This window comes from Scandinavium manionii, from assembly GCF_024764775.1.
Classification (GTDB): Bacteria; Pseudomonadota; Gammaproteobacteria; order Enterobacterales; family Enterobacteriaceae; genus Scandinavium; species Scandinavium manionii.
The window spans coordinates 1-16,034 of sequence record NZ_JALIGC010000037.1 but is presented as its reverse complement, the minus strand read 5'-3'; the positions used below and the strand labels follow the sequence as shown (position 1 = coordinate 16,034).

The 16,034-nt window shown below is 54.4% G+C and carries 14 protein-coding genes; 8 read left to right on the top strand and 6 right to left on the bottom strand.

Translation table 11 applies throughout. From position 1 onward, the window contains the following. Positions 1-144 precede the first annotated feature (144 nt). Both mioC and asnC read right to left on the bottom strand, forming a co-directional pair. Positions 145-585: an FMN-binding protein MioC gene (gene mioC / locus MUU51_RS09860; protein WP_159768828.1), complete on the bottom strand. Its 441-nt coding sequence runs from the start codon at positions 583-585 to the stop codon at positions 145-147. Between the two features lie 91 nt (positions 586-676). Further along, on the bottom strand, positions 677-1,135 hold the full coding sequence (asnC, locus tag MUU51_RS09855; RefSeq protein WP_159768825.1) for a transcriptional regulator AsnC: 459 nt from the start codon (positions 1,133-1,135) through the stop codon (positions 677-679). A gap of 149 nt (positions 1,136-1,284) precedes the next feature. On the opposite strand from asnC, the gene asnA reads away from it, so the two are divergent. Then, on the top strand, positions 1,285-2,277 hold the full coding sequence (asnA, locus tag MUU51_RS09850) for an aspartate--ammonia ligase (protein ID WP_258967679.1): 993 nt from the start codon (positions 1,285-1,287) through the stop codon (positions 2,275-2,277). Here asnA and viaA read toward each other — a convergent pair whose 3' ends face one another. Together viaA and ravA are read right to left on the bottom strand one after the other, a co-directional pair. Then, positions 2,278-3,729 carry an ATPase RavA stimulator ViaA gene (gene viaA, locus MUU51_RS09845; protein ID WP_258967678.1) on the bottom strand — a complete coding sequence of 484 codons (1,452 nt, stop codon included), beginning with the start codon at positions 3,727-3,729 and terminating at the stop codon, positions 2,278-2,280. Continuing rightward, positions 3,729-5,225, bottom strand: coding sequence for an ATPase RavA (ravA, locus tag MUU51_RS09840; protein ID WP_258967677.1), 1,497 nt, complete (start codon positions 5,223-5,225; stop codon positions 3,729-3,731). The genes viaA and ravA overlap by 1 nt, the downstream gene beginning before the upstream one ends. 219 nt (positions 5,226-5,444) lie before the next feature. On the opposite strand from ravA, the gene kup reads away from it, so the two are divergent. From kup to rbsR, 7 genes are all read left to right on the top strand, one after another. Continuing rightward, on the top strand, positions 5,445-7,316 hold the full coding sequence (gene kup, locus MUU51_RS09835) for a low affinity potassium transporter Kup (protein ID WP_159768813.1): 1,872 nt from the start codon (positions 5,445-5,447) through the stop codon (positions 7,314-7,316). A gap of 216 nt (positions 7,317-7,532) precedes the next feature. Beyond that, entirely contained in the window at positions 7,533-7,952 is a 420-nt protein-coding gene (rbsD, locus tag MUU51_RS09830) for a D-ribose pyranase (RefSeq protein WP_159756773.1), read from the top strand. Between the two features lie 7 nt (positions 7,953-7,959). After that, positions 7,960-9,465, top strand: coding sequence for a ribose ABC transporter ATP-binding protein RbsA (gene rbsA, locus MUU51_RS09825; protein ID WP_159769752.1), 1,506 nt, complete (start codon positions 7,960-7,962; stop codon positions 9,463-9,465). Positions 9,466-9,470: 5 nt separating this feature from the next. Then, entirely contained in the window at positions 9,471-10,436 is a 966-nt protein-coding gene (gene rbsC / locus MUU51_RS09820) for a ribose ABC transporter permease (protein ID WP_110512413.1), read from the top strand. A gap of 27 nt (positions 10,437-10,463) precedes the next feature. Continuing rightward, positions 10,464-11,354, top strand: a complete 891-nt coding sequence (gene rbsB, locus MUU51_RS09815; protein ID WP_125353628.1) for a ribose ABC transporter substrate-binding protein RbsB — start codon at positions 10,464-10,466, stop codon at positions 11,352-11,354. A 109-nt stretch (positions 11,355-11,463) separates the two neighbouring features. Continuing rightward, the gene (rbsK, locus tag MUU51_RS09810) at positions 11,464-12,393 is read left to right on the top strand and encodes a ribokinase (protein ID WP_258967814.1); all 930 of its coding nucleotides are present in this window, start codon (positions 11,464-11,466) and stop codon (positions 12,391-12,393) included. 3 nt (positions 12,394-12,396) lie between these two features. Next, entirely contained in the window at positions 12,397-13,389 is a 993-nt protein-coding gene (gene rbsR / locus MUU51_RS09805; protein WP_159768810.1) for a ribose operon transcriptional repressor RbsR, read from the top strand. On the opposite strand, the gene mdtD is transcribed toward rbsR, so the two are convergent. Beyond that, positions 13,386-14,786 (bottom strand): multidrug transporter subunit MdtD, encoded by a 1,401-nt coding sequence (gene mdtD / locus MUU51_RS09800; RefSeq protein WP_258967676.1) that lies wholly within the window; start codon positions 14,784-14,786, stop codon positions 13,386-13,388. The two genes, rbsR and mdtD, sit on opposite strands and share 4 nt — an antisense overlap. Continuing rightward, on the bottom strand, positions 14,787-15,491 hold the full coding sequence (locus tag MUU51_RS09795; protein WP_258967675.1) for a FadR/GntR family transcriptional regulator: 705 nt from the start codon (positions 15,489-15,491) through the stop codon (positions 14,787-14,789). Positions 15,492-16,034 lie beyond the last annotated feature (543 nt).

Here is a 16,034-nt window from a genome sequence, read left to right as displayed (position 1 = left end):
ATCCTGGTCCGTATAAGCTGGGATCAAAATGAAGGGTTATACACAACTCAAAAACTAACCAAACCTTATGCTTGGGATAACTACCGGTTGATCAGTGCTTTTAACCAGAGTTATACACAAAAAAAACGCCGATCTTTACAAAACTCAGAGCAAATTTATCCAGGATCCGAGCCAAATTTCAGCCGGATCTTCAGGAATATCATGATCGAGGATGTTGATCTTCAGCGTTTCGCCAATCTGTTTGGCTCCGCAGGCGAGCAGTTCGTTATCGATTTTGTCGATCGCCCCGCAGAAAGTGTCATATTCACGGCTGCCAATTCCGACCGAACCAAAACGTACGGCGGAGAGGTCAGGTTTCTCTTCCTTTATTGCTTCATATAAAGGAACAAGATTATCCGGGATGTCACCGGCACCGTGCGTAGAGCTGACCAGCAGCCAGATTCCACCTTTATTCAGATCTTCAAGCAGGGGGCCATGCAGCGTTTCAGTGGAATAACCCGCGTCTTCCAGCTTTTCTGCCAGATGTTCAGCAACGTACTCGGCACCGCCAAGCGTACTACCACTGATCAGTGTAATGTCTGCCATGAAGTCCACCCCATAATTCCTGAGTGACACATTGTACGCTGTGTGTGAGCTGGGATCTACCTGTGGAAAGGTGTGGGATTAAAATGCCCGATCACGGGCGGATGGTCCGCATGATCGGGTTCTGCAGGGAGATAAGCGTCTCGGTGGACTGAATTTCATCGATTGTTTGGATCTTGTTGATAAGTACCTGCTGGAGGGCGTCGATCGAGCGGCACATCACCTTAATAAAGATGCTGTAGTGGCCGGTGGTGTAATACGCCTCGGTGACTTCGTCGAGGCTTTCGAGTCTCGCCAGCGCGGAGGGATAATCTTTCGCGCTTTTCAGAATAATGCCGATAAAACAGCAGACATCGTAGCCGAGCTGTTTCGGGTTCACGTCGATGCGTGCGCCAGTGATTACCCCCGCTTGCTTCATTTTCTCGACGCGCACATGGATAGTGCCGGGGCTGACGCCAAATTGTTTGGCCAGTTCGGCATAGGCGGTACGCGCATTGGCCATTAATGCCTCGAGAATGCCGCGGTCGAGATTGTCGATCTGATAATTTTCCATTGGATTTTCTTATGATGTTTGATGATTCACTCTATTTTAGCGCTTCATTTTGACGAATCAAAACACGAAGCGGCTTTTTGTTTGTTGATTATTGAATTACCCCTGCATTCTGTTGCTTAATCAATGGCAACAGGACAGGAGTAAAAATAATGAAAACCGCTTACATCGCAAAACAACGCCAGATCAGTTTCGTAAAGTCCCATTTTTCCCGTGAGCTCGAAGACAGACTTGGACTCATTGAAGTTCAGGCGCCGATCTTAAGCCGCGTGGGTGATGGCACTCAGGACAACCTTTCTGGTTGCGAAAAAGCGGTACAGGTAAAAGTGAAAAACCTGCCAGACGCCCAGTTTGAGGTGGTTCACTCCCTCGCGAAGTGGAAGCGCCAGACGCTGGGACAACACGACTTCAGCGCGGGCGAAGGGCTCTACACGCACATGAAAGCCCTTCGCCCCGATGAAGACCGCCTCTCGGCTATCCATTCCGTTTACGTTGACCAGTGGGACTGGGAACGCGTAATGGGCGACGGCGAGCGCCACACCGCTACGCTAAAAGCGACGGTTGAAGCCATTTACGCCGGGATCAAAGCCACTGAGGCCGCAGTCAGCAAAGAATTTGGTCTGGCACCGTTCCTGCCAGAACAGATCCACTTTGTGCACAGCGAAGAATTATTGACCCGTTATCCGGGTCTGGATGCCAAAGGCCGCGAGCGCGCCATCGCCAAAGAGTTCGGCGCGGTGTTCCTGATGGGGATTGGCGGCAAATTGTCGGATGGGACACGCCATGACGTGCGTGCGCCGGATTATGATGACTGGAGCACTCAGAGTGAAACCGGGCTGTCTGGCCTCAACGGCGACATTCTGGTGTGGAACCCGGTCCTGGAAGATGCGTTTGAGATCTCATCAATGGGGATCCGCGTGGATGCCGAAGCGCTGAAACGTCAGTTAGCACTCACTGGGGATGACGATCGTCTGCAGCTCGAGTGGCACCAGGCGCTGCTCAAAGGTGAAATGCCGCAGACTGTCGGTGGCGGCATTGGCCAGTCACGTTTGACCATGCTGCTGTTACAACTGCCACATATCGGTCAGGTGCAGTGTGGCGTCTGGCCACAGCAGGTCCGCGATAGCGTTGCCTCTCTGCTGTAATCAGCGTTTCCAGCGGCGCAGCAGTCGGCTGCGCAGCCCGGTATCAAAGCGCCAGATATGATCGAAGATGCGCATGATCCCGGGTTTCCCGTGCTGCGACATCGCCACTGCATGAAAGCGATGCAGATGTTTGCGCTGTAGTTCTCCCACCTTATTCACCACATCGTCCGGCAGCCGCTGGGCGATGAAATCTGAAATGACCACCGCATCGGCATCGGTCCATTCCGGGCCCTGCATCCGCTCGATAATGGCGCGGAAGCAGCTGGCGATATCGGTCCCACCGCGAAAGCGTTGGCTTAAAAAGCGGATCGCCTGTTCCAGGCCCTGCGGGCCAGTCAGCTCGTAGCGCACCACTTCGCTGGCAAAAAGCATAATGAAACAGCGGCGATTGTCTGCCAGTGCGACGCGCATCAGCGCCAGGCAAAATGCCTTTGCACACTGTTCGTTAAATCCACCCATTGAACCTGACGTATCCACGCAGACGATAAACGGTCCGCGCGGTTGTTCGTCGAAATCCTGATGTACCACCGGGCGTTCGCTGAGTTTTTCCCGCCACGCATCGCCGTGCAGTCGGTAAGTGAGCAGTTGCTTCTCCACCAGCCGGCGGTAAAACTCATATTCGAGTTCAGTAATGCCGAGCGTCGCCAGCTCCGGCGGCAGAAGGCGCAGAATGTCGTCGCTTTGTTGCAGGCCGTCGACCTGTTCGGGCACCGTGGCGGGTTCACGTACCAGGGTGCGGAAGGTTTCCATCGGTGAATCTTTTTTCGGTACCGATTTGGCCTCGCGTGAGCGTCCGAGTTGCTCCGCCAGCCGCATCAGCTCCGGTTGTTCGCTGAGGAAATCGCCGTATCTGACAATCAGCTGCCAGTCACCGCGCTTGAGCTGGCCTTCACTCATGTCCCAGAGTCGTCCGGCGGAATTGTCGTTTTCTACAAGTACCGGTTCCAGCTGACCGCTGAGAGTCATGCGCTCCTGCACTTCGCTCAACAGCTGCTCGCGCTCATCTTCCAGCAACTGCTGGTTCAGCGTGGTGGCCTGTACCACCAGACTCAGTCGCCAGCGCTGTAAAAACAGGGTGTGCAGCGCGGCGGTAAAGCTCGCGTTGTTATCCACCAGCTGCTGCGCCTGGGCGGAAAACGGGGAATGGAGTTTCTGCAACAGGGTGAGGATTTGCGGAAGCTGAACGGTAAACTGCGTGGTCGATAGCGTCTGGCTCTGCTGAAAAGCCATCACCTCATCGCTCAAATCCTGTGGAACCTGCGTCTCTTTCAGCCTGCCTTTTAGCGCTTCCCGCCAGCGGGGAATATCTTGTGCGATCGCATTTTTCAGCCGCGGGAATTTTTCAAAAAACAACGCCAGCTGTGGTGAGGCCAGCAGTGCGAGGATCATCTCTTCGATCATCCCTTCCTCGCTGACCGCCAGCATCACATTAAGCGTATCGAGGCTGAGCATTACTGCCGCGCCTGTTTGATCTGCGCCCCGACGTCCTGCAGGCTGGCTTCAATTTTGCCTAACCAGTCACCGTGTATGAACAGGCATTTTTGCTGCTCGCTAAAGCGGGTATGCTGCTGATGCCACTCGTCATCGAGTGCATCCAGCTGCTGTTTGATTTCCCCAGGCATGTTCTCTGGTGTAGCACTGCCCGGCAGGGCCAGACGCGAGCCTTGCAGGCTGACATCCCTAACCAGCAGATGCAGGCTGGTATCCACTTCCAGATTCAGCACCTGGGCAAAGCCGATACCGTTTAGTTTGCCGCGAATTTCGCCGCCTTTCTCCAGCCAGTGCACGAGCGCCGGGCGTTCCAGGGTGACGTGAACCACGTTCATGTCATGCAGCTTCAGCGGCTGCTGTAACAGCAGCGTCAGCGTGGGGGACTGCACCTCATCCGGCAGTTCGTAATGTGGCTTACGGTTGAACATGCCGCCCAGACGCGTGACTTTTAGCGCAGTTTTGTCGCTCTGTTGCTGCTGCAACTGCAGCCGACGCTGGGTTATCGACCCCAGTTTGGTGAGCATCGCCTGCTGCTGCCAGGCGTGCCCGGTCATCAATATGTCGAGCTGTTGCTGCATCAGATTGCGGCTTTCGGCGTCATGCCACAGACAGTCTTTAAGCAGGATAAGATCGATAGGCGCAATGGTGTCGCGGCCGCTGAAAAAGGCGCAAGCCTGCAATAAACGAACAGCCTTTTTCCAGCGCCGATCGGAGACATACGGTGCGTTTGGCATCATGTCGAGCTGCTGGCGCAGCTGATAAACCAACTCGAATACGCTGTCTGATAGCTTCACGCCGCCAATATCTACCTGCCACTGCCTGAATTCTTCGTCCGTCACCTGTAGATTTTCTGGCACCGGGTTGGCACTTTCATCGTGCTGGTTGATGAGCAACGAGCGGAAATTGCTTTTTTCCTGCACTTTGTCGAGCCACAGGCGAATCAGCATACGGTCATATAAGGCTTCGAGGCTGCTGTCGGCTTCCGGCAGTTCGTTAGACGCGGCCACCAGCAGGCGCATCGGGATTTTCTCTTCATGCGCACCGTTGCGAAAGCTGCGTTCGTTAATGGCGGTCAGCAGGGTATTCAGAATCGCCGGGCCCGCTTTCCAGATTTCATCCAGAAACACGATTTCGGCTTCCGGAAGATAGCCTGTGGTTAAACGCTCATAGCGCCCTTCATCTTTTAACGCCTGAATCGACAGCGGGCCAAACACTTCTTCCGGAGTGGAGAAGCGGGTCATCAGGTATTCAAAGGCACGGGCGTGTTGGAAGGCAAATTTGAGGCGGCGGGCGATGAGGCTTTTGGCTATCCCCGGTGGACCGAGCAGAAACACGCTTTCGCCGCTCAGCGCGGCCAGCAGGCACAGACGGATGGCGTGACTACGCTCAAAAAGCCCCTTTTCAAGGGACTGACTGAGTCGGGAAATTCTTTCTGCTAATAAGTGTGATTGCGCCATAATAGAGTGGTGTCCTTCCGCCATTTATCCAGCTATCAAGCGATTATAGCCGTTTGCTGGCGCCGGGTAATAGTGGGAGAAGCCGTCGGCATTTCTTTGAGCAAGGTTAATGAGGAGTCATTTTGGAGTACGATTCTTCTGTTAATCGTGCATACTGTGCGCCTTTTGTGAGCCAGGGATCCGGGTACACATTTGTCTTATTAAACGAAAGACGAGTCTATGAGCACTGATAATAAGCAATCGTTGCCAGCGATCACCCTTGCGGCAATTGGCGTGGTATACGGTGACATTGGTACCAGCCCTCTTTATACACTGAGAGAATGTCTCTCAGGCCAGTTTGGATTTGGCGTAGAACGGGATGCCGTTTTTGGTTTTTTATCCCTGATTTTCTGGCTGCTGATTTTTACCGTTTCCTTGAAATACATCACCTTCGTGATGCGTGCGGATAACGCCGGTGAAGGCGGGATCCTGACGCTGATGTCCCTTGCCGGACGCAACACATCGGCGCGAATGACGTCGGTGCTGGTTATCCTCGGTCTTATCGGCGGCAGTTTCTTCTATGGCGAGGTGGTAATAACTCCGGCCATTTCGGTGATGTCGGCCATTGAAGGTCTCGAAATCATCGCCCCGCAACTTGATAGCTGGATAGTCCCCATCTCTATCGCCGTACTGACCCTGCTGTTTATGATTCAAAAGCACGGTACTGCGCTGGTGGGGAAACTGTTCGCGCCTATCATGCTGATTTGGTTTCTGTTGCTGGCGGTGCTCGGTGCACGCAGTATCATCGACAACCCGGACGTGTTGCATGCGTTGAACCCGTACTGGGCGGTGCACTTCTTCCTTGAATACAAAACGGTTTCCTTTGTGGCGCTGGGGGCGGTCGTTCTGTCGATTACCGGTGTTGAAGCGTTGTATGCGGATATGGGCCACTTCGGTAAATTACCTATTCGTATTGCCTGGTTCACGGTGGTTCTGCCTTCGCTGGTGCTGAACTACTTCGGTCAGGGCGCGCTGTTACTCAAACACCCGGAAGCGATTAAAAACCCATTCTTCCTGCTGGCTCCTGAGTGGGCGCTGATTCCGATGCTGATTATCGCGACCTTCGCGACGGTCATCGCTTCTCAGGCGGTCATTTCCGGCGTGTTCTCCCTGACGCGTCAGGCGGTTCGTCTGGGATATCTGTCGCCGATGCGTATCATTCACACCTCCGAAATGGAATCCGGTCAGATTTACATTCCGTTCATTAACTGGCTGCTGTACGTGTCTGTGGTGCTGGTGATTGTCAGCTTCCAGCACTCCAGCAACCTGGCGGCGGCATACGGGATTGCGGTTACCGGCACCATGGTACTGACCTCGATTCTTGCGACCACCGTGGCGCGTAAAAACTGGCACTGGAACAAGTACTTTGTGTTCGTTATCCTGGTGGCATTCCTGTGTATCGACGTACCGTTGTTCTCGGCGAACCTTGATAAACTGCTCTCTGGCGGTTGGTTGCCGCTGACGCTGGGCCTGGTGATGTTCATGGTGATGACCACCTGGAAGAGCGAACGTTTCCGCCTGCTGCGCCGTATGCATGAGCATGGTAACTCTCTCGAAGCGATGATTGCGTCGCTGGAGAAATCGCCGCCGGTGCGCGTACCAGGTACGGCGGTGTACATGTCCCGTGCGCTGAACGTGATTCCGTTTGCGATGCTGCACAACCTCAAGCACAACAAAGTGCTGCATGAGCGCGTGATCCTTCTGACGCTGCGCACCGAAGATGCGCCGTATGTTCACAACGTGCGTCGTGTGTCTATCGAGCAGCTGTCGCCGTCGTTCTGGCGTGTAGTGGCGAGCTACGGCTGGCGCGAAACGCCAAACGTGGAAGAAGTCTTCCACCGCTGTGGCCTCGAAGGGCTGAGCTGTCGAATGATGGAAACCTCGTTCTTCATGTCGCATGAATCGCTGATTATCGGTAACGACCGGCCGTGGTATCTGCGCCTGCGCGGCAAGCTGTACCTGCTGCTGCAACGCAACGCCCTGCGTGCACCTGACCAGTTTGAAATCCCGCCAAACCGGGTTATCGAACTCGGTACCCAGGTCGAAATATAACTCATCCTCAATAATATGCCCGGCATTCTTGCCGGGTATTTTTTTAGTGGGGCCGGGCAAGCGAAGCGCCACCTGACTACTCTCTGACTTCCTGATAATTTCACTTAGCGAAACGTTTCGATACCGATCACACTTCTGCAACCTGATGGTGGTTTTCTGTACGCTATTGGGATTAGACTTATCTCCAGCGAAACGTTTCGCTAGTGGAGCAGAACGATGAAGAAAGGTACGGTACTCAACGCTGATATTTCCTCGGTCATTTCCCGTCTTGGGCATACCGATACGCTGGTGGTTTGTGACGCAGGCTTGCCTGTCCCACACAGTACACAGCGCATTGATATGGCCTTAACCCAAGGGGTGCCTGGATTTATGCAGGTGCTGGAAGTGGTGACGACCGAAATGCAGGTTGAGACGGCAATTCTCGCCGCGGAAATCAAAACCCACAATCCGCAGCTCCACGAAACGTTGCTCAATCACCTCGAGCAGCTGCAGCAACACCAGGGAAACACCATTGAAATTCGTTACACCACACACGAGCAGTTCAAATTACAAACCGCAGACAGTCAGGCGGTGATTCGCAGCGGGGAATGCTCCCCGTATGCGAATATCATTCTCTGTGCTGGCGTCACTTTCTGAGGCCATCATGGACGCATTACTGCAACTCAAAGGGATCGATAAATCCTTCCCAGGCGTAAAAGCCCTTTCCGGCGCCTCGCTGAACGTTTACTCCGGCCGCGTCATGGCGCTGGTGGGTGAAAACGGCGCCGGTAAATCGACGATGATGAAAGTGCTGACCGGGATCTACACTAAAGATGCCGGCTCGCTACATTGGCTGGGCCAGGAAGCGACCTTTACCGGGCCGAAATCGTCGCAGGAAGCCGGAATCGGCATTATTCATCAGGAACTGAACCTGATCCCGCAGCTGACCATCGCCGAGAACATCTTTTTAGGCCGCGAATTCGTCAACCGCTTCGGCAAAATCGACTGGAAAACCATGTACGCCGAAGCAGACAAACTGCTGGCGAAGCTCAACCTGCGCTTTAAAAGCGACAGGCTGGTGGGTGAACTGTCGATTGGCGATCAGCAGATGGTGGAAATCGCCAAAGTGCTGAGCTTCGAGTCGAAGGTCATCATCATGGATGAACCGACGGACGCGCTGACCGACACCGAAACCGAATCGTTATTCCGCGTCATTCGCGAGCTGAAATCCCAGGGCCGCGGCATCGTTTATATCTCTCACCGAATGAAAGAGATCTTCGAGATTTGTGATGACGTGACCGTGTTCCGTGATGGCCAGTTTATTGCCGAGCGCGAAGTGGTGACGCTCACCGAAGACTCACTGATTGAAATGATGGTCGGGCGCAAGCTCGAAGACCAGTATCCGCGCATCGACAAAATGCCAGGCGACGTGCGTCTGAAGGTCGATAACCTGTGTGGGCCGGGTGTGGAAAATGTCAGCTTCACGCTGCGCAAAGGGGAAATCCTCGGCGTGGCGGGCCTGATGGGAGCCGGGCGTACCGAACTGATGAAAGTCTTGTACGGCGCACTGCCGCGTAGTAGTGGTTACGTTACGCTGGATGGCCATGAAGTGGTGACCAAATCCCCGCAGGACGGTCTGGCCAACGGCATCGTTTATATCTCCGAAGACCGCAAGCGTGACGGCCTGGTGCTGGGCATGTCAGTAAAAGAGAACATGTCGCTGACCGCGCTGCGCTATTTCAGCAAGGCGGGCGGTGGCCTGAAGCATAAAGATGAACAGCAGGCGGTGAGCGATTTCATTCGTCTGTTCAATGTCAAAACGCCGTCGATGGAGCAGGCGATTGGCTTGCTCTCTGGTGGTAATCAGCAAAAAGTGGCGATTGCCCGAGGGCTGATGACGCGCCCGAAGGTGCTTATCCTTGATGAGCCAACGCGTGGTGTGGACGTAGGGGCGAAGAAAGAGATTTATCAGCTGATTAACCAGTTTAAAGCCGATGGCCTGAGCATCATTCTCGTCTCTTCGGAGATGCCGGAAGTGTTAGGCATGAGCGATCGCATCATGGTGATGCACGAAGGGCATCTCGGCGGTGAATTCACACGCGAGCAGGCCACCCAGGAAGTATTGATGGCTGCCGCTGTGGGCAAGCTTAATCGTGTGAATCAGGAGTAAGATAGATGACTACCCAGGCTGTTGCTGGTCGCCGTTATTTCACCAAAGCGTGGCTGTTGGAGCAAAAGTCACTGATCGCTCTGCTGGTGCTGATAGCCGTTGTCTCGACCATGAGTCCGAACTTTTTTACCGTTAATAACCTGTTCAATATCCTGCAACAGACCTCGGTCAACGCCATTATGGCGGTGGGGATGACGCTGGTTATTCTGACTTCCGGTATCGATTTGTCTGTCGGTTCGTTGCTGGCCCTGACCGGAGCGGTTGCGGCGTCGATTGTCGGTATTGAAGTGAATGCGCTGGTGGCCGTCGCGGCTGCGTTGGCCCTAGGTGCGGCGATTGGCGCAGTGACGGGCGTGATTGTCGCCAAAGGCCGCGTGCAGGCATTTATCGCCACCCTGGTGATGATGCTGCTGCTGCGCGGGGTGACGATGGTGTACACCAACGGCAGTCCGGTGAATACGGGCTTTACCGACAATGCCGATGTGTTTGGCTGGTTTGGTATTGGCCGTCCGCTGGGGATCCCGACGCCGGTGTGGATCATGGCGATTGTGTTCCTCGCGGCGTGGTACATGCTGCACCACACCCGTCTGGGTCGCTACATCTACGCGCTGGGCGGTAACGAAGCGGCAACGCGTCTGTCCGGCATCAGCGTCAATAAAGTCAAAATTATCGTTTATTCGCTGTGCGGCATGTTGGCCTCACTGGCGGGGATTATCGAAGTGGCGCGTCTGTCGTCTGCGCAGCCGACGGCCGGTACCGGCTATGAGCTCGACGCGATTGCGGCGGTGGTGCTGGGCGGAACCAGTCTGGCGGGCGGCAAAGGTCGCATTGTTGGGACGCTGATCGGCGCATTGATTCTCGGTTTCCTTAATAATGGTTTGAATTTGTTAGGTGTTTCCTCCTATTACCAGATGATCGTTAAAGCGGTGGTGATATTGCTGGCGGTGCTGGTAGACAACAAAAAGCAGTAATAACTGACATAACAGGACATCTCAGATATGAACATGAAAAAACTGGCTACCCTGGTTTCTGCTGTGGCACTGAGCGCCACCGTAAGTGCTAACGCAATGGCGAAAGACACTATTGCGCTGGTTATCTCAACGCTGAACAACCCGTTCTTCGTTTCCCTGAAAGACGGTGCGCAGAAAGAGGCGGACAAACTGGGCTACAACCTGGTGGTACTGGATTCTCAGAACAACCCGGCGAAAGAGCTGGCGAACGTTCAGGACCTGACCGTACGTGGCACCAAAATTCTGCTGATCAACCCAACCGATTCCGATGCCGTGGGTAACGCCGTGAAAATGGCAAACCAGGCGAAGATCCCTGTGATTACGCTGGACCGTCAGGCGTCTAAAGGCGAAGTGGTGAGCCACATTGCGTCTGATAACGTGCTGGGCGGCAAAATCGCAGGCGACTACATCGCGAAGAAAGCCGGTGAAGGCGCGAAAGTTATTGAACTGCAGGGTATTGCAGGGACGTCTGCTGCTCGCGAGCGTGGCGAAGGTTTCCAGCAGGCCGTTGCGGCGCACAAATTTGATGTACTGGCCAGCCAGCCAGCAGATTTCGACCGTACAAAAGGTCTGAACGTCATGCAAAACCTGTTGACCGCGCATCCGGACGTGAAAGCGGTCTTCGCCCAGAACGATGAAATGGCGCTGGGCGCACTGCGCGCACTGCAGACTGCCGGTAAATCAGATGTGATGGTCGTCGGTTTTGACGGCACTCCGGATGGCGAAAAGGCAGTAAATGATGGCAAACTGGCAGCGACGATTGCACAGCTGCCAGAGCAAATCGGCGCCCAGGGCGTTGACGTTGCTGCTAAGGTGCTGAAAGGTGAGAAGGTTCAGGCCAAATATCCTGTTGACCTGAAGCTGGTCATCAAGCAATAAGTCATCACCGATTCAGGCCAACAAGAGCCTGAGGGGACTATCTAAAAAGAAAAGTGTGGCATGCGCCACCGGAAATCCCGGTGGCGCTCTTTATCGGACACTCATGATTATGAAAACCGCAGGAAATCTCGTCGTCCTTGGCAGTATCAATGCCGATCACATTCTTAACCTTGAATCTTTCCCGCGACCAGGCGAAACCGTGACAGGCAGCCAGTATCAGGTGGCGTTTGGCGGAAAAGGCGCAAATCAGGCCGTCGCCGCCGGACGCAGCGGGGCGAACATCGCTTTTATCGCCTGTACCGGCGATGACGACACCGGAGAACGCGTGCGTAAGCAGCTGGCGAGCGACAATATCGACATTGCGCCAGTGAGCGTAGTAGCGAGTGAATCTACCGGCGTGGCGCTGATTTTCGTTAATGGTGAAGGTGAGAATGTCATCGGTATTCACGCAGGGGCAAACGCCGCGCTGACAACGGAGCGAGTCGCAGAGCAGAAAGAACGTATTGCCCGCGCCGATGCGCTGCTGATGCAGCTGGAATCGCCACTGGAAAGCGTTCTGGCGGCGGCAAAAATAGCGCACGGCAACCAGACGACCGTGGCGCTTAATCCGGCTCCGGCTCGTGAACTGCCGGACGAATTGCTTTCGCTGGTGGACATCATCACTCCTAACGAAACCGAAGCGGAAAAGCTTACGGGCGTGCGAGTCGAAAATGATGAGGATGCCGCAAAAGCGGCGCAGGTGCTGCATGATAAAGGCATCGACATGGTCATTATTACGCTCGGCAGTCGCGGGGTGTGGGCCAGCCAGAGAGGGAACGGCCAGCGCGTGCCGGGCTTTAAAGTGCAGGCCATCGACACAATTGCTGCGGGCGACACCTTTAACGGCGCGCTGATGACGGCGCTACTGGAAGGCACTGAATTACCCGAAGCGTTGCGTTTTGCCCATGCGGCAGCGGCGATTGCCGTGACCCGCAAAGGAGCGCAGCCTTCTGTTCCATGGCGCAAAGAGATCGACGACTTCTTACGTCAGCAGGGGTAACGCTTGGCTACCATGAAGGATGTTGCTCGCCTGGCGGGCGTTTCCACTTCGACGGTCTCTCACGTCATTAATAAAGACCGGTTTGTCAGCGAAAGCATCACCGAAAAGGTGAATGCCGCCATTAAAAGCCTTAACTACGCGCCTTCGGCCCTGGCGCGTAGCCTCAAACTCAACCAGACCCATACTATCGGCATGCTGATCACCGCCAGTACCAATCCGTTTTACTCGGAACTGGTTCGCGGCGTCGAGCGCAGCTGCTTTGAACGCGGCTACAGCCTGGTGCTTTGCAACACCGAAGGCGACGAGCAGCGGATGAACAGTAATCTCGAAACGTTGATGCAAAAGCGCGTCGACGGTTTATTGCTGTTGTGTACCGAAACTCATCAGCCGTCACCGGAAATCGTCCAGCGTTATCCTTCTATACCGACGGTGATGATGGACTGGGCGCCGTTCGACGGTGACAGCGATATTATTCAGGATAACTCTTTGCTTGGCGGGGACATGGCGACGCAGTATCTGATCGACAAAGGTTATCGCCGTATCGCCTGTATTGCCGGGCCGCTGGACAAAACGCCCGCGCGTCTGCGCCTCGAAGGGTATCAGGCAGCGATGGCACGCAGCGGATTGCCGATTGTCGATGGCTACATTATTACCAGCAATTTTGAATTTGGCGGCGGATTAACGGCGATGCAGGCATTGCTGGCGCAGCCGGAACCCCCGCAGGCGGTGTTTGTGGGCAATGACGCGATGGCAGTCGGGGTTTATCAGGCGTTGTACCAGGCGGGGCTTAACATTCCGCGTGATATGGCGGTAGTGGGTTATGACGATATCGAACTGGCGGCCTACATGACGCCGCCGCTGACGACAATCCATCAGCCCAAAGATGAGCTGGGTGAGCTGGCTATCGACGTATTGATTCACCGAATGGCACAGCCCGGGCAGAAACAGCAGCGTGTGCAGCTGACGCCCGAACTGGTGGTGCGCGGTTCGGCCTAAGCTTTCTTGTGCCGCTCTTTAATCAGATTGCGGCCATCTTTCGGTTTTAACAGCATAAAAGTTACCGCGGATACTACCGTCAGAGCACCCATCGTAATAAAGGTATAGTGGAACTGTTCCACGGTGTTGCTGCCGTCGAACCCTTCATAAAAGCGCAGCACTGCGGCGCTGATCGCCACCCCAAGACTAATAGACAGCTGCTGCGTCACGGCCAGCACGCTATTGCCGCTGCTGGCGTTTTCGTCTGTCAGGTCGGCCAGCGTTATGGTGTTCATCGACGTAAACTGCGTCGACATCGCCATTCCCAGTACGAATAAAGGCAGGACCAGCATCCACACCGGCATGGACGGTGACTGCAGCGAGAACTGCGCAATCATCAGGCCGATAAACACCGTTATCCCTACCAGCGTTTTACGATAGCCCAGCCAACGCAGGACCTGCGTCACCGTAGATTTCGCCAGAATCGACCCTAACGCGGTGGGCGCCATCATGCAGCCGGCGATCAGCGCCGGATAACCAAACCCAACCTGCAACATCAACGGCATCAGGAACGGAACGCAGCCGGTACCGAGACGGGTGGCAAGGTTGCCGACAATTCCCACGGAGAAGGTGCGTGTTTTGAACATCGGTAGCGCGATGAGTGGCGTGGGATGACGGCGCGCATGGCGAATATAAGCCAGTAATAGAAGAACACTAATCGTTATGATGGTCAGCGCTATCCACGTCGCGACAATTTTCTCACCGAACAGCTCCATCCCGCTGGAAAACAGAACCAGACTCAGGCCGAACAGCAAGAAGCCGGTCATATCAAATCTGCGGCGTGGCGTGGTGAAATTCGGCATATATTTGCGGGCATATAGCAGTCCGGCGATGCCTATCGGGATGTTAATCAGGAAAATCCAGTGCCAGCTCGCCCAGGTCACCAGCACACCACCCAACACCGGCCCCAGAATTGGGCCGACCAGTCCAGGCATGGTCACGAAGTTCAGAACCGGTAGAAGTTCACTGCGCGGATAGGCTCGTAGCAGTGCCAGGCGGGCGACGGGCATCATCATTGCTCCGCCGACCCCCTGAATCACGCGGAAGATAACCAGCTGCGTTAATGAACCTGACAGGGCGCACGCCAGCGAGCCCAGGGTAAACAGACTCACGGCAATCATAAAGATGCGGCGCGTACCGAAGCGATCGGCCAGCCAGCCGCTGACCGGGATAAGCATCGCCACAGTCAGGGTGTAACTGATAATGGCCGACTGCATCGCCAGTGGGGAGCGGTTAAGGCTATGGGCAATCGCGGGGAGCGCGGTGTTAAGAATGGTGGCATCCAGCGCTTGCATAAAGAAGGCCATCGCCGCAATCCACGGCAAACCGGCCATACTGCGTGATTTCTTCTCGGTCATCTATTGAGTAGCCTGGGTGTTTGGGGCCGTTAACAGTGCCAGGCAAGCCTGCCGGGCACGAGGGCCATCGCTTTCCTGAATGGCATCCACAATGTCCTGGTGGAGACTGAGCTTCACCACTTCGTTTTGCGTGATGGCGGCAAAGTAGGTCTGATAGACAGAATGAAATAATGAAGCAAAAGAGGTCAGAAACGGATTGGAGCTCATTGCATAGATCTGTTCGTGCCAGGCCATATCCACTTCAATCCAGCGCTGACGGTCAAAGTGCCGCTTCAGGTGGACCATATCTTCCATCAATGTATTCAGCCGGGCTTTTTGTTCAGCGCTGCCGAGCGTGGCCGCCAGCAAGCAGGCCTGCGGTTCAAGGCTGCTGCGCATAACGAGGAAGTGCTTCACGACTTCTTCAAAGTTACTTTCCGTGAGCCACCAGGATATCAATTCTTTATCAAGGAAGTTCCAGTCGCTGCGAGGCATCACTCGGGTGCCAATACGCGGTCGCGGCAAAACCATTCCTTTTGCGGTCAGCGTCTTCACCGCTTCACGCACGGCGGTACGGCTTACGCCAAACTGCTCGCCCAACTCCATCTCTCCTGGGAGGATGCACTCCGGCGGGTATTCGCCGGTTAAAATCTTCTGCGCCAGTTTCTCTGCAAGAACCCATGAAATGTTCTTTTGTGCCGCCAGCTGTTGCGCGCTCAAGGACATAGATGCCTTTCCTTCATATCGAATTACCTTTCTAGTATGCCATTCAGAGACAAAATACGGCGGTAAAAACAGCAGATAGAGCAATTAATGGTGCTTTTATGAGTGGTTTGGTGAAAAAAAGGGCGAACGAAAAATTAATTCAAATTTCCTCTTGCCGTCTCGTCAGAACTCCCTATAATGCGCCTCCACTGACACGGAACAACGGCACGCTAGCCGCCGGGTCAGAAGGGTTTCCCAGGAAATCCTGACAGAGAAAAGCGAAAATAATTGCTTGACTCTGAATGAGGAAAACGTATTATACGGGACCTCGAGTTAGCAAGCGAAAGCGCGTAACTCACTGCTCTTTAACAATTTATCAGACAATCTGTGTGGGCACTCAAAGTGACATGGATTCTTAATGTCTCCGGACACTAAATGAATACCAAGTCTTATGAGTGAACATACGTAATTCATTACGAAGTTTAATTCATGAGCATCAAACTTAAATTGAAGAGTTTGATCATGGCTCAGATTGAACGCTGGCGGCAGGCCTAACACATGCAA